Annotated in this window: 11 protein-coding genes and 1 pseudogene; 7 read left to right on the top strand and 5 right to left on the bottom strand. The window is 72.2% G+C overall.

The window, feature by feature from the left end:
- Nucleotides 1-236 precede the first annotated feature (236 nt).
- On the top strand, nucleotides 237-3590 hold the full coding sequence (locus ACFWXC_RS46415) for a CHAT domain-containing protein (RefSeq protein WP_384489161.1): 3354 nt from the start codon (nucleotides 237-239) through the stop codon (nucleotides 3588-3590).
- A gap of 89 nt (nucleotides 3591-3679) precedes the next feature.
- Here ACFWXC_RS46415 and ACFWXC_RS46410 read toward each other — a convergent pair whose 3' ends face one another.
- The gene (locus tag ACFWXC_RS46410) at nucleotides 3680-4513 is read right to left on the bottom strand and encodes a PIG-L family deacetylase (protein WP_384489159.1); all 834 of its coding nucleotides are present in this window, start codon (nucleotides 4511-4513) and stop codon (nucleotides 3680-3682) included.
- Between the two features lie 405 nt (nucleotides 4514-4918).
- Here ACFWXC_RS46410 and ACFWXC_RS46405 point away from each other — a divergent pair, with 405 nt between their 5' ends.
- Nucleotides 4919-8158, top strand: coding sequence for an FtsX-like permease family protein (locus tag ACFWXC_RS46405; protein ID WP_384489157.1), 3240 nt, complete (start codon nucleotides 4919-4921; stop codon nucleotides 8156-8158).
- Nucleotides 8159-8235: 77 nt separating this feature from the next.
- Entirely contained in the window at nucleotides 8236-11067 is a 2832-nt protein-coding gene (locus ACFWXC_RS46400; RefSeq protein ID WP_384489155.1) for a hypothetical protein, read from the top strand.
- Nucleotides 11068-11118: 51 nt separating this feature from the next.
- On the opposite strand, the gene ACFWXC_RS46395 is transcribed toward ACFWXC_RS46400, so the two are convergent.
- Entirely contained in the window at nucleotides 11119-12000 is an 882-nt protein-coding gene (locus ACFWXC_RS46395) for an ABC transporter ATP-binding protein (protein ID WP_384489153.1), read from the bottom strand.
- Here ACFWXC_RS46395 and ACFWXC_RS46390 point away from each other — a divergent pair.
- A pseudogene (locus ACFWXC_RS46390) lies at nucleotides 12000-12536 on the top strand (cation diffusion facilitator family transporter); the annotation flags it as partial. The gene ACFWXC_RS46395 and the pseudogene ACFWXC_RS46390 sit on opposite strands and share 1 nt — an antisense overlap.
- 71 nt (nucleotides 12537-12607) lie before the next feature.
- On the opposite strand, the gene ACFWXC_RS46385 reads toward ACFWXC_RS46390, so the two are convergent.
- Nucleotides 12608-14767: a fructose-specific PTS transporter subunit EIIC gene (locus ACFWXC_RS46385; protein WP_384489151.1), complete on the bottom strand. Its 2160-nt coding sequence runs from the start codon at nucleotides 14765-14767 to the stop codon at nucleotides 12608-12610.
- Nucleotides 14768-15235: 468 nt separating this feature from the next.
- Between ACFWXC_RS46385 and ahcY the strand changes: the two genes are divergently transcribed.
- Entirely contained in the window at nucleotides 15236-16693 is a 1458-nt protein-coding gene (gene ahcY, locus ACFWXC_RS46380) for an adenosylhomocysteinase (RefSeq protein ID WP_384489149.1), read from the top strand.
- Nucleotides 16694-16926: 233 nt separating this feature from the next.
- On the top strand, nucleotides 16927-17544 hold the full coding sequence (locus ACFWXC_RS46375) for a hypothetical protein (RefSeq protein ID WP_384489147.1): 618 nt from the start codon (nucleotides 16927-16929) through the stop codon (nucleotides 17542-17544).
- Between the two features lie 19 nt (nucleotides 17545-17563).
- On the opposite strand, the gene ACFWXC_RS46370 is transcribed toward ACFWXC_RS46375, so the two are convergent.
- Nucleotides 17564-18670, bottom strand: coding sequence for an RDD family protein (locus ACFWXC_RS46370; RefSeq protein ID WP_384489145.1), 1107 nt, complete (start codon nucleotides 18668-18670; stop codon nucleotides 17564-17566).
- A gap of 130 nt (nucleotides 18671-18800) precedes the next feature.
- On the opposite strand from ACFWXC_RS46370, the gene ACFWXC_RS46365 reads away from it, so the two are divergent.
- Nucleotides 18801-19808, top strand: a complete 1008-nt coding sequence (locus ACFWXC_RS46365) for a stage II sporulation protein M (RefSeq protein WP_384489143.1) — start codon at nucleotides 18801-18803, stop codon at nucleotides 19806-19808.
- A 138-nt stretch (nucleotides 19809-19946) separates the two neighbouring features.
- On the opposite strand, the gene ACFWXC_RS46360 is transcribed toward ACFWXC_RS46365, so the two are convergent.
- Nucleotides 19947-20247: hypothetical protein (locus ACFWXC_RS46360; RefSeq protein ID WP_384489141.1), on the bottom strand; the 301-nt coding region annotated here is incomplete at its 5' end.

Raw genomic sequence — 20247 nt, 5'->3', positions numbered from 1 at the left:
GGCACAGCAGCGGCAAGCCCGACGCAGCCGGCCGAAGGGCCCATGGCCTTCGGAACGGTCCGTGACGGTCGTGTCCCTCAGCACCGGTGCCACCGGCCGCAGGGCCGGTACGTCCGGGCCGCCATGGGGTTGGGGAGGGGCGCGGGCCGGGTATTCGTACCGGGCGAACAGGGGGGTCCGCGGCGCGCCACGTGCGAGGACTGCGTACGGGACTTCGCGACGAGGGGCGGGGCGCGGTGACACGGGACGAGCTGAGCGCGATGGTGGCGGAACGGCTGCGCAGAGTGGCCCAGGATCGGGATCTCGCCCCCGTCCTGGAGCCCGGCGCGCAGGACGAGGCCCTCCGGCTGGCCGCCCTGCTGGACGCGCACGGCTACGAGGACGAGCGCGGCAGCGCCGGCGGCGAGGAGGACAGGAAGGCCGCGCTCACCGCCCGGTACCGCCTCGGTTGGCTCCACTGGTACCGCTACCGTGCCCTGCCCGACGACCGGCCCGCGGAGGAGCGGGAACTCGACGCCGCGGCGGTCATGTTCACCCCCTGCCTGCTCGCCGGCGTGACCCCTCTTCCCGACCCGCTCCGCCCGCTGCTGATCCACCGGGCGGTCGTGGACGCCACGACCCTGCTGGAGCAGGTCCTGCGCTCCGCAGACCCGGGCCTTCCCGATCAGGCCGTCCGCCGGTGGCGCCGCATCCTCGGCGTGGTCCCGGGCGACCATCCCGACCGGGACGTCATGCTGACCAACCTGGCGACCGCCCTCCTGCAGCGCTTCGGCACCCAGGCAGACCCCGACGATCTGGACGACGCCGTCGACGCGGCGTGGGAGGCGGTCCGTCTCACCCCGGCCGGCCATCCCGCTCTGGCCCGCCGTCATTCCAACCTCGGACAGGCGCTCCGCAAACGGTATGAGCACGGCGGTCGGCCGGCCGACCTGGAAGACGCGATCCAGGCTGCTGAAGAGGCCGTGGCCCGCACCCCCGAGGGGCACCCCGACCGCCCCGCCGTACTCACCAACCTCGGCATTGCCCAGGCCGTCCGGTTCGGCAGGGACGGTATGTCCGGGGATCTCGACGATGCGGTCCGCACGGCCAGAGCGGCCGTGGACCGTGCCCCCGTCGACCACCCCGACCGGGCCACCATGCTCAACGGCCTCGCCGTCGCGCTTCGCCGACGAGCCGGGCGTGGGGTGCCGGACGCCAGGGAAAGGGATGTGCACGATGCTGTCGACGCCGCGAAAGAGGCGGTTCGCATCACCCCGGCGGACGACCCGGAACGTGCCGGGTTCCTGTCCAACCTCGGTCTCGTGCTGCGGACACGGTACGAACTCTTCCAGGAAGCGGACCGGGAAGGAGGACGCGAGGAGGCCGAGGACGGGGACGGAGATCGCCGGGAACGCGGCGCGGAGTACATCGACGAGTCGATCGAGGCGAGCCGGGAAGCCCTGTCCCGCACGCCCTCCGATCACGCCGAGCGGGCCGCCCGGTCGTCCAATCTCGGTCTGGCGCTGCGCAAGCGGTTCGAGGGGCGCGGCGATGTCAGCGACCTGGACGAGGCCATCGAGAAGGGCCGGGACGCCGCCGGCCTGCTGCCCCCGGACCATCCCGACCTGGCCGGCGTCTCCTCCAACCTCGGCCTCGCGCTCCGTCTCCGCCATCTGAGGACGAGGCAGGACAGCGGTTTCGGGGACAGCCCGGCGGACGGCACGGAAAGGGGGACGGGGCCTTCGGACACGGCCGGCACAACGGCGGACGAGGACCTCCGTGAAGCCGTCTCGGTCTTCACCGATGCCGCCCGGACGGAGACGGCCGCACCCTCGCTGCGCATCTACGCCGCTCGCAGCGCGGCCGACCTGACCGTGCCCTCTGATCCCGGGCGCGCCGCCGGTCTGCTGGAACTCGCCGTCCGGCTCCTTCCCCAAGTGGCCCCCGGGCAGCAGGAGCGAGGTGATCAGCAGTACGAACTCGGCCGAACCGCCGGGCTGGCGGGCGAGGCAGCCTCACTCGCTCTCACCAGCCCGCCCGGGGCGTCGGCTCCCACCGACGCGGACGGCGAAACCAGGAACGGGGAAACCAGGACAGGGGCCGGAGAGGACGGCAGGGCCGGGGGCGGTACAGGGGAAGAGAGAGAACGGGCCGTGCAGGCGCTGCGGTTGCTGGAGGCCGGTCGGGCGGTCCTCCTCAGCCAGGCCCTCGACGTGCGGGGAGACCTCACCGAACTGCATGAGCGGCATGCGGACCTGGCGGACCGGTTCACCCGGCTGCGAGCCCTGCTGGACGGGCAGTCCGGTGCCCCGGCCGACCGCCGCCGCTGGACGGCCGGTCTCACCGATCTCCTCGCCGGTATCCGTGAGCTGGAGGGCTTCGCCTCGTTCGCCCGTCCTCCCGCCCTCTCCGACCTCCTCGACGAGGCCCGGGAGGGTGCGGTCGTCGCCTTCGCCGTCAGCCGCTATCGCAGCGACGCCCTGCTGCTCCACGGCACGGACGTCACCGCCCTCCCGCTGCCCCGGCTCACCTGGACCGACCTGCTGGAACAGGTCCGCGTCTTCCACCGTGCCCTGGCGGTCGCCGGAGACGCGGAGGCGTCCCGGCAGCAACTCCAGGAGGCACAGCAGACACTCCGGGCTGTCCTTGAATGGCTCTGGGACCGTGCGACCGGGCCGGTCCTGGAAGCGCTGGGCCACACCGCCGAACCAGCGCCCGGCACGCCGTGGCCCCGGGTGTGGTGGGCGACCGGCGGAGTGCTGGGCATGCTGCCGGTGCACGCGGCCGGTCATCACGGCGACTCGCCGGGCGGGGCCTCGGGCAGGGGACGGCGCACGGTCATGGACCGCGTGGTCTCCTCCCACACGCCTACCATCCGGGCCCTGAGCCACGCGCGGCGCCGGCGGGAGACGCAGCGGGCACAGGCATCGGCGACGGCCGTCAGGGCGGCCGGGGCGGGAACGGCCGCGGAGGACGATCGGTCGCTGATCGTCGCCATGCCGGTCACGCCGGGCGCACCACCGCTGCACAAGGTCCGCCAGGAGGTCGAGAAGGTCAGCAGCCATCTGCCGCGACCGGTCGTGCTCTCCCCGGACGCGAAGGGGAACGGAAACGGAGCCGGAGACCGTCTCCCGACCAGGGACAACGTGATGGCGCACCTGCCCGGCTGCACAGTGGCGCACTTCTCCTGCCACGGCGAGGCCCGCGCCGACGACCCGTCCAGCAGCCGGCTGTTCCTCCTGGATCACGAGACGGCGCCGTTCACTGTCGCCGGACTCGCGCCCGTACGCCTCGATCGGGCTCAGCTGGCCTATCTGTCGGCGTGCCGGACCGCTTTCGGCGGCTCCTTGGATCTCGCCGACGAGGCGATCCACCTGGTGTCCGCGTTCCAGCTGGCTGGATTTCCGCATGTCGTCGGCACCCAGTGGGAGATCAGCGACGCCAGAGCCGTGCAGATCGCGGACCGCTTCTACACGGAGATGCGGAACGAAGAAGGGGTCTTCGACAGCGACCGGGCCGCGTTCGCCCTGCACCGGGCGGTGCGCAAGCTGCGCGACCGGACACCGCGGGTCCCCTTCCTGTGGGCAGCCTTCGTACACGCCGGGGCCTGACCAGGCGACAAGGCATGGTTCTGGTCGATCCTGCGGCGCGGGTTCGAAGGCATCTCTCGCTCCGGTGTCTCTCCGACTGCTCCGCTGGATCAGCGCAGGCCGGCGAAGAGGTCCGTCTCGGGTACGGCCGCGCCGGTGGTGTCCTGGACCCGTACGAAGGTCTCGACGCCCATCAACTCGGTGAACCTCTCCCGGCCCATCCTGAGGAAGAAGATGTTCTCGCCCTGGCTGGCGTGCGCGGCCAGCGCGTCGAACTTCTGGCCGCCGAACGCGGTGGTGTCCACCCAGGTGGTGATCTCCTCGTCGGGCAGTCCGATCTCCGCCAGCGCGGCGGCCTCGGCGGGATCCGGCTCCGGTACGTCCGCACCGAACTCGCGCATGGTCTCCCCGAACCGCTGCATCATCGAGCGGGGCGCCGTCGTCCAGTACACCTTCGGTACCGGCGTGGTCATCGCCAGCGCCGCCATCGTGATGCGGTTGGCCTGGATGTGGTCGGGGTGGCCGTAGAAGCCGTTCTCGTCATAGGTGACGACCACATCGGGTCGGTAGCGCCGCAGGAGTTCCGCGAGTTTGGCGGCGCCCTCCGCCACGGGTGTGTGCCAGAAGGATCCGGGGGCGTCGTTGGTCGGCCAGCCCATCATTCCGGAGTCGGCGTAGTCCAGCATCTCCAGGTGGCTGATCTTCAGGATCTCGCAGCTCGCCTCGAGTTCCTGGCGCCGGATCAAGGCGACGGCCGCCGGATCGTGTCCGGGATCACCCGGTTTGACACCTCCCGGTCCGTCACCGCAACCGCCGTCGGTGCACGTCACGAGCACCGTGCGAATGCCCTCCGCCGCGTACCGGGCGAGGACGCCGCCCGTTCCTGTGGCCTCGTCGTCGGGGTGGGCGTGTACCGCCATGAGCGTCAAGGGCCGGTCGTTCATAAAAGAGTCCTCCTGTGTGAAAAGGGCCTGGTCCGCGTCCGGGGCGCACGTGGCCAGGTACCCCTCAATAGCAGATGACCGGGTGTACGGCGGACCCCGGGGCACCGGATCACGCCGGACCCCGCCGGCGTCGTCGCCCCGCGCGCAGGGGCTGGTGGACCACGCGGAGTGCGGTGGTCGCTTCGGCCGCTCCGGTGCCCCGGGCCGCAACACATCAGTGATTGTTGCGTCGTTGGGGGATGCCCTGGTAGGACTGTGGCGCGCCGTCACCGTCACATGTTCGATTTCGCGGGGGTTCATGTGGTCGCCACGGCCTTCACGACTTCGCCGCGGCGACGCCCGGGTGCTCCGCGCCCGGCCCGGCGGCTTCCCGCCGTCGCCAGGCGGGCCACGCAGCACGGACTGGTGCTGACCGCTGTCGCGGTGACCGTGCTGCTGTGCGCGACGGCGCTGGCCGCGCTCGCGGCGCTGGCGGGGAGTTCGGTGCAGGCCGGGGCCGTGCGGCGGCTGGCCGCCGACCTCGACGCGCAGGTGAGCGTCAACGCCTCCTTCCGGGCCGGGGGAATGGCCGCCGCCGATCGAGAGGTGCGGGCCGCCGGCGACCGGGTGTTCGCCGGGGTGCCGCACCGGACCTATGTGGGGCTGCTGGGCACGTCGCCGGTCTCGGTGACGGGGATCGACGGGGTCGCGGGCCCGCCGCGCGGTCCCGGGGGCAGCGGGCTGCACCCGGTCGCGGTGCAGGACGGCGGCAGGTTCGGGCAGTTGGTCGCCGGGCGATGGCCGGCCGGCACGGCCGCCGCCCCGGCCGGCGCGTTCACCTCGCTGCCCGAGGTCCGGGCCGCCACCGGGTCCGCCGCCCCGGTCGACGCGGCGGTGCCCGACGCGCTGGCCAGACGCCTGGGCGTCAAGCCCGGTTCCGGCCTCCAGGTGCAGGACGCCTTCGACCGCACCATGACCCTGCGGATCACCGGTGTCTTCCGGGCGACCGGTGCCGTCGGGTTCTGGCCCGCGATGGCCGGCGTGCTGACCCAGGGAGAGACCGCCGACCAGGACCTGCTGGTGGTCTCGGCGTCGGCGCTCAACGGCAGCGCCGTCCTGAACGGGCATCTGACGGTCCACTGGAGTGTGCAGCCCGACTTCTCCCGTCTCGACGCGGGCAGCCTCGCCGGGCTGCACGACCGGCTGCGTGCCTTCTCCGGCAGCCAGAGCCGGGTGTCGGTGTTCGGCGGGCGGCAGCCGTCGCTGGAGGACCTGACGGTGGTATCCGGTCTGCCGGGCGCGATCGACGACCTGACGGTGCCGATGGTGGCGGCCCGGTCCTCGCTGTACCTGCCGAGCGTGCTGCTGGCGGTCCTCGCCCTGGCCACCCTGCTGCTGGCCGCCCGCCAGTTGACCGTGCGCCGGCGCGGTGAGCTGGCCCTCCAGCAGGCCAGAGGCGCCGGCACCCTGCGGTTGCTGCGCGGCGCGGCGGCCGAGTGGGCGCTCACCGGCGTCCCGGCCGCCGTCGTCGCGCCCTTCCTGGCCGGGCTGCTGCACCCCGGCAGCCGGGGCACCGGCGCGTGGGCGGCGGTGGGTCTGACCCTGCTGGTGCACGCCGCGGCGGTGCTGCTGCCCGTGCTGCCGACGGCGCGGTCGCGGCCGGCCCGCGGTGCACGGGCCGCCGCCGCGCAGCGGCTCGGCGCCGACATGGCGTTGCTCGCCGTCGCGGCCCTGGGGTATCTGGAGCTGCGGCGGCACCACTCGCTGATCGCCGACGTGGGCACCGGCGGCGCGTCCGCCGACCCCGTGCTGGTCCTGGTGCCGACCCTGGTGGCCGGCGCCGCCGCGCTCCTGCTGCTGCGGCTGCTGCCGCTGACCTCCCTGCTGCTGGACGCGTTCGGCCGTCGTAGCCGGGGCCTGGTCCTCGCCCTGGCCGGCTGGCAGTTGAGCCGGCGGGCCGCGCGCAACGCCGGCCCGGTGGTGCTGATGTGCCTGGCCATGTCGGTGAGCGCCTTCGCCACCACCGCGCTGGCCTGCCTGGGCGGCCTGGCGTCCGAGCAGGCCGCGTTCACCGTCGGCGCGGACGTGCGGATCTCGCCGTCCGCGGACGACGGCTACCCCTCCTCCGTACTGGGCGCCGCCTATCGCGCGCTGCCGGCGGTGACCGCCGTGACCCCGGTGACCCAGTCGACGGTGAACCTGCCCGGCGGCGCCACCGAAAGCCTGGTCGGCACGATCGGCGGACCCGCTCCCCGCACCCCGTCACCGGCCGTCTTCGGGATACCGCTCCCCGGGCGTCCGACCGCGCTGCTGCTGGACGAGCGGCTGCGCAGCGACGGCAGCCGCGCGGCACCGAGCCTGGAACTGACCGTGCAGGACGCGTCCGGCCTCGTCAGCACCGTGGCGACCCACCTGCCCGCCGCCGACGGGGCCAGGCACACCGTCGTGGTCCCGCTCGACGTGGCGCTGAGCGGCGGCCACCCGCGGACCTATCCGCTGACGGTGACCGCCGTCGACGTCCTGCCGCAGCCGAACATGCGGCCCGCGCGGCTGGACCTGGAACTGCTCCGGGTGGGCGCGCGCGGCACCGCGGACACCTGGGTCCCCCGGCTGCCCGGCGGGCAGGTCTGGGCCGACGGCACGGACCACGCCGCCGACTCCACCGCGGGGGCCTGTGAAGGAAAACTGGCCGGCCGCTACGACCCCGGCACCCCCGGGGTGTGCTCGATCCTTCCCGGCGGCTCCGAGGTGCTCCGCACCACCATCAGCACCGGCAGCCGGCCCTCCCGGGCCATCAGCGACGCCTTCGGCGGCCTGGCCGACAGCGACTACGACACCCGGCCCGGCACCCAGGTGCGGCTCCTGGCCGGCCCGGCCGGCGATCCGGCGCCGCTGCCGGTGCGCGCCGACGCCACGGCGCTGCGCGACGCGCGCCTGAGCGTGGGCAGCACCACCACACTGGACCTGGGCGGCGGCCGGGTCACCGCCACGATCGTGGGCCGGGCCGACGCGCTGCCCGGACTGGGCCGCGGACAGGGACATCTGATCGCCGACCAGCGCCGGCTCGCCACCGCGCTGACGCTGGCCGGTGCCGACCAGGAGGATCCCGCGTTCTGGTGGATCGGCAGCACCGACAGCGCGCGTACGGCCGCCGCCGCCGAGGCACAGCCCGCCCTGGGCCGCGTCACCACCACGGCGCGCACCACCGCGTCCCTGCAGGCCGACCCGTTCCGCAGCGGGCTGCGCCGGGTGCTGGAACTGGTCCGGTATCTGGCCCCCGGTTTCGCCGTCATCGCCTTCACCGTGCACGCGGTGGTCTCCACCCGGCAGCGCCGCAAGGAGTTCGCCCTGCTGCGGGCGATCGGCGTCCGTTCCCAGAGCCTGTCCGCGCTGCTGGGTACCGAGCAACTGAGTCTCGCGCTGTTCGCGGTGGTCCCGGGGGCACTGATGGGCATGGCCCTGGCAGCGGCGGTACTGCCGCTGGTCACCGTGGACGACAGCGGACAGGCCCCCTATCCGCCGCTGCCGCAGGTCATACCCTGGGGCACCGTGGCGCTGACCGCGGTGGCGACCGCCCTGGCCATCAGCGCGGTCGTGCTGGCGCTGGCCCGGCTGCTGGCCCGGGTGGACCTGGTACGTGTACTGCGAGCGGGGGAAGACCGTTGAGCCGGGCGGCCGGGCACGACCGGAAAGGGCGGACGGGCACGCGGCCCGTGGGCACGGGCGCGGCGGTGCCCCGACCCATGGGCACGGGCGCGGCGGTGACCTGGCGCCTGATACGCAAGGAGACCCGCGGCGATCTGCCGCTGCTGGCCTGCCTGGCGGTGCTGCTCCTGGTGCTGACGGCACTGTGCGCCTGGGCGCCCGCCTTCGCGGGCCGCCAGGAGGACCGGGCACTGCGGCAGCGCGTCGACGCCGCGCAGGTTCAGGCGCCCCTGATCAGCCTGAGCACCACACCGGAGGTCTTCAACACCTCGCCGCCCGCCGTGAACATGGCCACCCTGCTCGGCGCCGCCCGCACCCTCACCGACCACCTCGACGGCTCCGCCGCACGGCATCTGACCTTCGCCGGCGGCGGCAGCTACGACTACAACCAGGCGACCCTGATCTCCCCACGGCCGCCGGGGCCGGCGAACACCAGCACCCGGCTGACGGTCAGTTATCTGCCGTCCGCGCGGGCCCATCTGCACTACGTCAGCGGCCGTGCGCCGGCCGACCACACGCCGCTCGGCACCACACCCCAGATCGGGTTGTCGCAGGCCACCGCGCAGGCGCTGGGCGTCCGGGCCGGCAGCCGGCTCACCCTTGACTTCACCAAGACGCTCGGAGTGCAGAACGCACCGCCCCGCGCGGGGCTGCTGGTGAGCGGGGTCTACCGCACCACGGCCGCGGCCGACGACTTCTGGACCGGCCGGGAGACACTGGACCAGCCGTCGCGCTACCCGGCGGAGCGCTCCGCCGGCACGGTGCTCGCCGTCCGCGGCCTCGTCGGTCTCGACGCCGCCGACCTGCTGGCCGGCGCCGGGGTGGGCGGCCCGCGGGTGACCTGGCAGCTGCGCGCCGACCTGTCCGGGGCGGCACTCGACCGGGCCCGCGCACTGACCGGACCGCTGTCCCACTACAGCGCGGACCTGAGCGCCACCCTGTGCCAGGGGCTCGACCCGATCACCGGCGACATCAGCTGCCAGGTCGGCAGCCAGGCCACCGGGCCCCTGCTGGTGACCGACTTCCTGACACCGTTGCTCGCCGCGTTCACCGCTCAGGACCAGCAGGCCAGGGCGCTCGCGACGTTCGCCGTCGACGCGCTGGCCGCGGTCGCGCTGGCCACCGTCACCGTCGCGGTCCGGCTGCTGCTGCGCCGAAGGCAGGCGCACCTGCGGTTGCAGCGCGCGCGGGGCGCGTCCACCGCGCGGCTGGTGCTGCTGCGCTGCGCCGTGGCCTGGCCGGTGGTGTTGATCGCCGCCCCGCTCGGCTGGGCGGCCGGACGGGCCCTCGCTCCCTCCGGCACGTCCGGATCACCGCAACCGGTGCCCGCCGCCCTCGCCGCCGCGGTGGTGGTGCTGACGGTGCCGTTGATGACCTGGCTCGCGGTCCGCGAGCCGCGCAGGCCCGGCCGGCTGCGGCGCTCGCGCCGGAAGACCGCCGTCGGCCGGCGCGTGGTCCTGGAGCTGACGGTGCTGCTCGCGGCGGCCGCGGGCGTGGTCGCGCTGCGCTCGCAGGGCCCCGACGGGATTCTCGGCGCGGTGCCGGTGCTGGTGGCGCTGGCCGTCGTACTGATCCTGCTGCGGATCTATCCGCTCGTGCTGCGCGTGGTGCTGCGGCGGGCCCGGCGCGGCCGGGGAGCGGTGGGCTTCATCGGGGCGGCCCGGGCCGCCCACGACGCCCCGGCGACCGGACTGGCCCTGTTCGTCCTGGTCCTGACCTTGGGCACGGCCGTGTTCGGCGGGCTCGTGCAACGGACGATCGGCGACGGCCTGGCCACGGGGGCGGCCTGGACCGCCGGCGCCGACGCGAGCGCGACCGTGGCCGGGACCGTAGCCTCCGCGCCCACGGCAGACACCGGGATACGGACCGCCCTCCAGCGGCTGCACACCCTCGACCTGGTGGGACAGGCCGACGGCGCGGTGATCCCCCGGGTCGCCGTGATCACCGTGGACCCCCGGCAACTGGCCGCCGTCGCCCCGAAGTCGCCGCTGGCCGGCGCCCTGCTGTCCGGGCTGGCCACCCCGCCCGGAACCCGGGCCGGCGCGAGTGCCCCGCTGCCGTCCTTCCTCTCGCCCGACCTGCGGGCGAGCGAGCGCACCGGCGGCTTCACCGCCACGGTGGTGACCCAGGGGCAGCCCCCGGTGGACCTGAACCTCAAGCCGGTCGGCACCCTCACCGCCGCGGAACTGCGCGACCCCCTCCTCGGGCCGGTCACAGCGCAGATCGCCACCGGGACGCCCATGCTGATCACCACCGCCGGCGCCGAACATCTGATGCCCCAGCAGTCCTCGGGAAGCACCGTCCTGCTCCTCAAGGGCGGTGCTTCCCAGGGGCCCGCCACCGCCGAGCCCGCGGCCCTGCGGGCGGCGGCGGCCAAGGCGCTCGGGCCGCTGGCCCGGATCCGCGTCCGCTCCGAGACGCTCGGCACCCTGCGCGCGGACGGCCTGACGCGGGGACTCGGCACGATCTACACCACCACCTCGATCCTGGCCGCGCTGTCCGGCCTGCTCGCGCTCGCCCTGGAGCTGACCCTCACCTCCCACGAGCGCAGCCGTACCGCCTCGTTCCTGCGCACACTCGGACTCGGCGGCAAGGAAGCCGGAGCGCTGCACTTCCTGCAACTGCTGCCGCTGGCGGTGGCCTCGGCGGTGGGCGGCACACTGCTCGGGCTGCTCGAACCGCGTCTCATGGCGCCGACACTGGACCTGCGGCAGTTCACCGGCGGCCCGGCCCAACCGGCACTGCGGACCGACTACTCGCTGACCATCGCCCTCGTCGTCGGCGTGACCGCGCTGATCCTGGCCGCCGCGGCCACCGAGACCGTCCTCGCCCGCCGGCGCCGCCTGGGGGCCGTCCTGCGCCTCACGTGAACGGCCGCCGCGCCCAAGGCGGCTGCCCTTGGCGGCCACCGGGCGAACCGCCTACCGCGTGCTCTCGGTGCTCTCGGCGCTTGCGGGGTTCGGGCCGCCGCCCGCCGCGTTCTCCGCCTTCTCGCCGTTGTCGCCGTTGTCGGCGTTCTCCGCGTCGGACTTCGCCCGCCGCGCGGCCTCGTCGGGCCATACGCCGATGTGGTCGCTCTCCAGGGCCAGCCGCACCCGCTTGCGCATGTGCAGGCGCTCGGTGAACTCACCCGGCAACTGCAGCCGACCGCTGGCGTCCAGTACCGCGTACTCCTCGGCGGTGAGCACATCGATGCCGTCCTCGCCGGTGGCGACCCGGCGCAGCACCTCGGTCGAGGTGCGGCCGTTGCGGATCCGTACGGTGCGCTGGACCTGCTCGGACACCAACGCGTCGTGGGTGACCACGATCACGGTGACGCCCAGCTCCTCGTTGGCCCGGCGCAGCGCGGCGAAGACCTCGTCGCTGGTGGCGGTGTCGAGTTCGCCGGTGGGTTCGTCGGCGAACAGCACCCGGGGCTCGTTGGCGTTGGCCACGGCGACGGCGACCCGCTGCTGCTCACCGCCGGAGAGCGTGTCGGGCATGCGGTCCCGGCAGTGGCCGACGGACAGCAGGTCGAGCAGTTCCTCGGCCCGGGCCCGGCGCCGGGCGCGCTTGACCCCGGTGTACGTCATCGGAAGCATCACGTTCTCGGCCGCCGAGAGGTAGGGCAGCAGGTTGCGGGAGGTCTGCTGCCAGACGAAGCCCACGGTGGTACGCCGGTACTCCAGCCGCTCGCGGCGCTTCATCGCCAGCAGGTCGTGTCCGGCGACCTCGGCGGCACCCGCGGTGGGCACGTCCTGGCCGGAGAGGATGCCCAGCAGGGTGGACTTGCCGGAACCGGAGGCCCCGATCACCGCGATCATTCATCCGCCGTGCCAAGGCGCCCGAGCTGCCGGTCGTCCTCCTCGAGGACTTCGGCGCCCTCATCGGCCTGGTCCTCGCCCTCTGCGGCGTCGGCATCGCCCTGCTCACCGGCGACGGCGTCTGGGACGGCATCGGCACGGTCTGCATCGGCGTCCTGCTCGTCCTCATCGCCCTCGTCCTCGCCGCCGAGACCAAGTCCCTCCTCCTCGGCGAGGCCGCGGGCGTCGAAGAGGTCAAGAAGATCGAGGCCGCGACCGTCGACGGCGACACGGTCACCGGCATCATCCACATGCGCACGCTCCACCTCGGCCCCGAGGAACTGCTCGTCGCCGCCAAGATCGCCGTCAAGCACGACGACACGGCCGCCGAGGTCGCCAAGGCCATCAACGCCGCCGAGGCCCGCATCCGCACCGCGGTCCCCATCGCCCGCGTGATCTACCTCGAACCCGACATCTACAGCGAGGCCGAGGCCGCCAAGGGCCCCGACCCCGAAGCCACCCCGGGCGGCCCGACACCCCACCCCGCCGGCCACTGACCTCCCCGGACCGACACAGCGACGGGCCCGCCTCCCCCGCCTGACGGGGAAGCGGGCCCGCTGTCATCCGGTCACCCGACCTCGCTCAGCACGCCCAGCACCGCCCGCTCGTCCGGTGCCGCCAGCAGCCGCTCCCGGAACCCGGCGTCCATCAACTTCCGGGACAGCAGCGCGAGGATCCGCAGATGCTCGTCACCGGCGGCCGCCTCCGGTACGGCGATCATGAAGACCAGCCGTGCCTTCGTACCGTCCAGCGAGCCCCACTCGACGCCCTCCGCCGACCGCGCGAACCCGACGACCGGCGCGGTCACCGCATCCGTCTTGGCATGCGGGATCGCGATCTCCTCACCGAGCCCGGTCGTCCCCTGCTCCTCGCGCCGCAGCGCGGTGGCCACCAGTTCCTCGGCATCCGCGACCCGGCCACTGCCCGCCAGCAACCCGGCCATCTCCCGGATCGCCTCCTCCTTGCCGTCCGAGTCCAGCCGGACCTTGACGGTCTGCTCGGTCAGATACCCGGAGAGGACCTCGGCCGCGCCGCGTTCATGTGCATCCGCCGCACCTGCTGCCGCCGTCTCCGCCGTCTCTGCCGTCTCCGTCACCGTGCCAGCTGTCCTCGCCGTCCGATCGGGCGCACCGCCCGTTTCCATCGCACCGCCGGTACCGACTGCCACCGGAACCGCGCCCCCACCGGCCACCGCCCCGACCAGCACGGACCCGGGCATCTCAACCGGTACGCCCGCGCCTGCACCCTCCGCCGGCTCGCCGCCCCTCTTCCGCATGCTCAGGTCGATCAGCGCCACGGTCGTCACCGCCGTCACCACCGCCCCGATCACCACGGCCACGAAGAACATCGGTACGCCGCTCACCGCGCCCAGCACCGCCACGATCGGTCCGCCGTGCGGCACCGCGTCCTTCACCCCGGCCAGCCCGGCGATCGCACCGGCGACCGCGCCGCCCAGCATGTTGGCCGGGATGACCTGCGCGGGCCGCGCCGCGGCGAACGGGATCGCGCCCTCCGAGATACCGAAGCAGCCCATGAACAGGGAGGCCAGCCCGGTCTCCCGCTCCTGCTCGTCGTACCACCGCTTCCGGATCAGCGTGGCCAGCCCCTGGCCCAGCGGCATGACCGGGATCGCGGCGGCGCACATGCCCATCACCGTCTGGTTGCCGGTCGCGATCAGCCCGGCACCGAAGAGGAACGCCGTCTTGTTGACCGGTCCGCCCATGTCGAACGCGATCATCAGGCCCAGGATCGCGCCCAGCAGGATCGCGCTCGTGCCCGTCATCCCGCTCAGCCAGCTGGTCAGATGCTCGAAGACCCAGGCGATCGGCTTCCCGATCACGTAGATGAAGAACAGCCCGAGCGCCGTCGTCGCCACGATCGGGATCACGATGATCGGCATGATCGGCTGGACGAGCTTGGGGACCTTCACCTTCTTGATCCACAGCACCAGATATCCGGCCAGGAACCCGGTCACGATCGCTCCGATGAACCCCGCGCCCGCCTTCGAGTCGTACAGCGACCCGGTGTTGGCGATCCAGCCGCCGATCATGCCCGGCACCAGCGCGGGCCGGTCACCGATGGCGTACGCGATGTACCCGGAGAGGATCGGCACCATCAGCGTGAAGCCGATGACACCGATGTTGTTCACGTCCATCCAGAAGGAGTCCTTCGGGATGACGAGTCCGCCCGAGGGGTCCGGATTCCCGCCCAGCGAGAGCGAGATCGCGATCAGCAACCCGCCGACCACGACGAACGGGATCATGTAACTGACGCCGTTCATCAGCGCCTTGTACGCGACGCTCCGCTCCTTGCCACTGCTCGCTGCCGAGTCCGCGGCTGAGTCCGCGGCCGCGCCCCCGGGCTGGTGCACGGGGGCCGACCGAACCCGTTCGATCAACTGCTCGGGATGGCGGATGCCCTCGGCCACCCCGACCTTGAGCACCCGCTTGCCGACGAAGCGGCTCAGATCCACGTCCTTGTCGGCGGCCACGATGACACCGTCCGCGGTTCTGACATCGTTGTCATCAATGACATTCTCGGCCCCGATGGAACCCTGCGTCTCCACCTTCATGTCGACACCGCGGCTCTGAGCGGCCTGTGCGAGCTTCTCGGCCGCCATGTAGGTGTGCGCGATACCCGTCGGGCACGCGGTCACCGCCAGCAGCTTCCACGTCTTCGGCTCGTCACCGTGGCTGCCCGTGGGGGGAGGGCCGGCCGGACTGGTCACGTCGATCTCCTAACGCCTTCGTCACACGAAACGCCGTCCCGGACGCTCCGCGCGCTCGATCGGAACTCCCGATCTCCCTGCATCCTGCAACACCCCCACCCCGGCTCAAAGGCGCGAAAGTCCTGGTTGATCCGCTTCTGCTCGCTCCTGTGCACCCCCTCGCGGAGACCCTCATCACCTCTTCACATCCCACCCCGCCGACCGCGCTCGCCCCCTCGAACGGCGTGAACTGTTCGGAGGCGGACTGGGGACGCCCCGCCCCACCGGTGTAGCTTGGGACGAAGCCAGACGTCGCTGCTGATGGCGGTCGGGCGGTCCCTGCGGGCCGGCCGAGGGAGAGAGGGCCTCCGACGGACTGCGCTGCGCGTACGCGGGCATGCCTGTGTCCTCTTGTCGGGCACCCCTGTGTCCGCCGCCGCGCAGACCAGCCGTACCCACCCTCGACCCGATACCGAGGAGCAGCCCGCAATGACGACTGTCGACAACCGACAGGACTTCAAGGTCGCCGACCTCTCCCTGGCCGAGTTCGGCCGCAAGGAGATCACCCTCGCCGAGCACGAGATGCCCGGCCTGATGTCGATCCGCAAGGAGTACGCCGACGCGCAGCCGCTGGCAGGCGCCCGCGTCACCGGCTCCCTGCACATGACCGTGCAGACCGCCGTCCTCATCGAGACCCTGGCCGCCCTCGGCGCCGAGGTCCGCTGGGCGTCCTGCAACATCTTCTCCACCCAGGACCACGCGGCCGCCGCTATCGCCGTCGGCCCGAACGGCACGCCCGACAACCCGCAGGGCGTTCCCGTCTTCGCCTGGAAGGGCGAGACGCTGGAGGAGTACTGGTGGTGCACGGAGCAGGCGCTGACCTGGCCGAACACCCCCACCGGCGGCCCGAACATGATCCTGGACGACGGTGGTGACGCCACCCTCCTCGTCCACAAGGGTGTCGAGTACGAGAAGGACGGCAAGGTGCCGTCCGTCGACACCGCCGAGTCCGACGAACACCGCGTCATCCTCGATCTCCTGCACCGCACCATCACGGACGGCTCGCAGAAGTGGACCCAGCTGGCGTCCGAGATCCGCGGCGTCACCGAGGAGACCACGACCGGCGTCCACCGCCTGTACGAGATGCAGCGTGACGGCGAGCTCCTGTTCCCGGCGATCAACGTCAACGACGCCGTCACCAAGTCGAAGTTCGACAACAAGTACGGCTGCCGCCACTCCCTGATCGACGGCATCAACCGCGCCACCGACGTCCTCATCGGCGGCAAGACCGCGGTCGTCTTCGGCTACGGCGACGTGGGCAAGGGCTGCGCGGAGTCCCTGCGCGGGCAGGGCGCCCGCGTGATCGTCACCGAGATCGACCCGATCTGCGCGCTGCAGGCGGCGATGGACGGCTTCCAGGTCACGACCCTCGACGAGGTCGTCGACAAGGCCGACATCTTCGTCACCACGACCGGCAACAAGGACATCATCATGGCCTCGGACATGGCCAAGATGAAGCACCAGGCCATCGTCGGCAACATCGGCCACTTCGACAACGAGATCGACATGGCCGGCCTCGCCAAGATCCCCGGCATCGTCAAGGACGAGGTCAAGCCGCAGGTCCACACCTGGAAGTTCGCCGACGGCAAGGTGATCATCGTCCTCTCCGAGGGCCGCCTGCTGAACCTGGGCAACGCCACCGGCCACCCGTCCTTCGTGATGTCCAACTCCTTCGCGGACCAGACCCTGGCCCAGATCGAGCTGTTCACCAAGCCCGACGAGTACCCGGTCGGCGTCTACACGCTGCCCAAGCACCTCGACGAGAAGGTCGCCCGCCTGCACCTGGACGCGCTCGGCGTGAAGCTCACGACGCTGCGCCCCGAGCAGGCCTCGTACATCGGTGTCGAGGTCGAGGGCCCGTACAAGTCGGACCACTACCGCTACTGAGGTACCGCTGCCGAGGTGCTGCTTGAGGTACCTCGGCTGAGTCCGCGGCCCGCCCTCCGGGAGAGCACGCCAGTGCACTGACGCGCTCCCCCGGAGGCAGACGCTCCGGTCCATCGAGGCAGGCCCCCGCACCCCCGTGTCGGGGGCCTGCCCCTTTGGCACGTCGGCCCACCCGGCGGCCGTACCGCAGTACCGAGCACCGGACCGGCAGCCCGCTAAGACCCAGGACCCCCATGCCCCGCGGCCGTTATTCGCTCCACGATCCGCACGATCACACCCCCCTCGGCGAAGAACACTTCCAGTGCGCCCCCGGCCCCTCCGGCTGGCGTTATGTCTCCCAGGTGACCACCCCCTCCGGTGACCACGTCGGCTCGGTCGATCTCGCTCTCGACGACCTCGGACGTCCCATCCGCCTCGAACTCCACGCCGGGAGCTGGCGGGTGCGCGGCGCCGCCCTCGACGGCGTCACCTGGGTCCGCACGGATCCCACCGGCGCTCACGCCATCGAAGGCCATGTGCGCGCCCACGCCTTCACCGGCACGTCCCCCGCGTTTCTGGTCGCCACCGCCCGTCTCCTGCGCCTCACCCCTTCCGCCGCCGCGACCCGTGTACGCCTCGTGGCCTTCACGGACCCGGTCCTCGCCCCGCGCACCGTGGACCAGTCCTGGGCCTTGGTGAAAAGCGAAGCACACGCCACTGACAACGGCCCTCTGACCGTGGACGAATACCAGGTCACAGCCCTGGACACGGGAGAGCAGCACGCCGTGCACCTCGCCGGCGACGTGGTCCTGGCGGCACCCGGAATCGAGCTGGAGGATCTGCGGTCGCCGCCGTCCGTCTTCGCCGACTGACCGGGCTTCGGGTCCGGGCCTAGGCCGGCGGTACGAACCCGGTGGAGGGCCGTTCGGCCGCCGGGGAAGCGGCGGGTGCGGCAGCCGGGGGCTGTTCCACCGGCGGGGGCGGCGGATACGCACCGTCCGGCGCCGCCGGCCCGGGCCGGTACGGAGCCGACAGAGGCGCGGGTCCCTGAGGCACCGGCGGGGCATAGCTGTTCGGCGCACTCGGCACCGGAGGGGCGTAGCCGGGCGCACCGGGCGCCAAGGGGGCGTATCCGTGGGGCGCACTCGGCGCCGGGGGGATGCCGTACCCATAGGGAGCGCCAGGCCCGTAGGGAGCACCCGGTGTCTGCGGGCCGTACGCGTTCGGCGCACCGGACTCCGAGGGGGCCCGGCCGGCGAAGGCCCGCCGGGCCTCCCGCGCCTGCCGCTCCTGTGCCACCGCCGCCAGATACGCCGCCGGCGGAATGCCCTGCGGCGCCGGAGTGCCCGTCCGGGCCGCGAGGTCGGCCGCGAGCTGCTCGGCCATCGCCCAGGAGACCTGCGGATCGAGCTGCTGCATCCGCGTCAGGTACTGCCGGACGGCAAGCCACAGCCCGTCCGGAACCGCCGACAGATCCAGCTCGGCGAAACGTCCCGCCAGCCAGGGCGGAGGCGGCGGAATGAACCGGGTCTGCCCGACGGGCACCCGTTCACGTACGACCAGAGTCCCCGCGAACACATCCCCCAGCCGCCGGCCGCGCGCCGAGACCAACGAAGCGATACAGGCGACGACCCCGAACGTCATCAGAATCTCGATCACGCCGAGAGCACCCCGCACCAACGCATGCCGGAACCGGATGGGCCCACCGTCATCGCGCACCACACGCAGTCCGCACGCCATCTTCCCCAGAGAGCGCCCATGGCTCAGCGTCTCCACCGCGATCGGCCCGCCCACCAGCAGCAACAGGAAGGCCGCGATCGACAGTGCGACCTGTGCGGCCTCGTCCAGCGAGGCCGTGGCCGCGACCAGGCCTATGGACACGCCGATGTACACGGTCATGGCCACGACCAGGTCCAGCAGTATGGCCAGCGCCCTGCTGGGCAGCCTCGCGGGACGCAGTTCGAGCGCCACCGCCTCACCTGTCACCAGCTCACTCACGCCTGCCACCTTCCCCTGGTCTGCCCCGTACAGCGCAAGTCTGCCAAGCTGAGAGCGCATCGCGCCGCAGTACGACAAGCTGACAGCTACGACAGGCAGTCGACGACCAGCCGAGGAGCAGGCAGACCCGATGGACCTCGACGTCTTCGTCTCCGCACACCGAGCCGAGTGGGACCGCCTGGACGCGCTCCTCCGCCGCCAGCGGCGCCTCAACGGAGCCGAAGCCGACGAACTCGTCGCCCTCTACCAGCGCACCGCCACACACCTCTCCCTGATCCAGTCCAGCGCACCCGACCCACAGCTCGTCGGACGCCTCAGCCAACTCGTGGCACGCGCGCGCAGTGCTGTGACAGGGGCCCGCCGTGCCTCCTGGCGCGATGCCGCCCGTTTCCTGGGGCAGGGATTTCCGGCCGCCGTCTACCGGTCCCGTCACTGGTGGGTCCCCACCGCGCTCATATCCACCGCCATCGCGATCCTTCTGGGCTGGTGGATCGGCACTCACCCGGACGTGCAGTCGACCATCGCCGCCCCCAGCCAGCTCCGCGAGCTGACCCGTCCCGGTGGCGAGTACGAGACCTACTACTCCAGCCATCCCGCGGCCTCGTTCGCCGCCCAGGTGTGGACGAACAACGCGGAGGCCGCCGCGATGTGTCTGGTCCTGGGGGTCTTTCTCGGCCTCCCGGTCCTCTACATCCTCTTCGAGAACATGCTCAACCTGGGCGTCGGCTTCGGACTGATGTCCTCGGCCGGCCGCCTAGACGCCTTCCTGGGCCTGGTCCTCCCGCACGGGCTGCTCGAACTCACCGCGGTCTTCGTCGCCGCGGGTACCGGGCTCCGCCTCGGGTGGACCCTCATAGACCCGGGCCCGCGCAGTCGCCATATCGCCCTGGCAGAAGAGGGACGCGCCGCCGTGGGTATGGCGATCGGGTTGGCTCTGGTCCTCTTCGTCTCCGGCGCCATCGAAGGCTTCGTCACCCCGTCCGGCCTGCCCACCTGGGCCCGCATCGGTATCGGAGTCGTCGCTGAGCTGGCCTTTCTCGCGTACGTCTTCGTCCTCGGCGGCCGTGCCGCCCGCGCCGGCGAGACGGGCGATCTTGAGGAGACCGAGCGCAGCGCCTTCGTCCCGACGGCCGCCTGATGTGCGGAGACCCCTCGTGAGCTGCTAGTCTCCTCTTCGCCCCGGAAGACCCGTTGACACAGGTCCGGCGGGGAGGTAGATTCAAACAGTTGCCTAGAACTGGACAGGTTCAGGGCTGATCGTTAGAATCGATCTGCTTCATAACGGAGACTTCTCTCCGAACATCGAAGCCACCTCCGATTTACTCAGAAATGAGTGGCCGGTCAGACCGGCCAAGAACTTCTGATAAAGTTGGAAACGCCGAAAGAGAGCCGGAAGGCAATCGAATAGGCAAAGGCCCTCCAACGGCCACTGGAAATGAATTCCGACCGGGAACGGAACGGAAAACGGATCTGGTAAGGTTGGAAACACCGAAGGGAAGCCCGGAGGAAAGCCCGAGAGGGTGAGTACAAAGGAAGCGACCGTTCCTTGAGAACTCAACAGCGTGCCAAAAGTCAAC

The organism is Streptomyces sp. NPDC058683 (genome assembly GCF_042716195.1).
Taxonomy (GTDB): domain Bacteria; phylum Actinomycetota; class Actinomycetes; order Streptomycetales; family Streptomycetaceae; genus Streptomyces.
Note: the sequence above shows the minus strand (reverse complement) of the source record. Positions and strands in the feature narration are given on the sequence as shown.

Coding starts and splice junctions, on each gene's coding strand:
- ACFWXC_RS46410 (WP_384489159.1), bottom strand. CDS start 4,513: ATGAACGACCGGCCCTTGACGCTCATGGCGGTACACGCCCACCCCGAC.
- ACFWXC_RS46400 (WP_384489155.1), top strand. CDS start 8,236: ATGGGCACGGGCGCGGCGGTGACCTGGCGCCTGATACGCAAGGAGACC.
- ACFWXC_RS46395 (WP_384489153.1), bottom strand. CDS start 12,000: ATGATCGCGGTGATCGGGGCCTCCGGTTCCGGCAAGTCCACCCTGCTG.
- ahcY (WP_384489149.1), top strand. CDS start 15,236: ATGACGACTGTCGACAACCGACAGGACTTCAAGGTCGCCGACCTCTCC.
- ACFWXC_RS46375 (WP_384489147.1), top strand. CDS start 16,927: ATGCCCCGCGGCCGTTATTCGCTCCACGATCCGCACGATCACACCCCC.
- ACFWXC_RS46365 (WP_384489143.1), top strand. CDS start 18,801: ATGGACCTCGACGTCTTCGTCTCCGCACACCGAGCCGAGTGGGACCGC.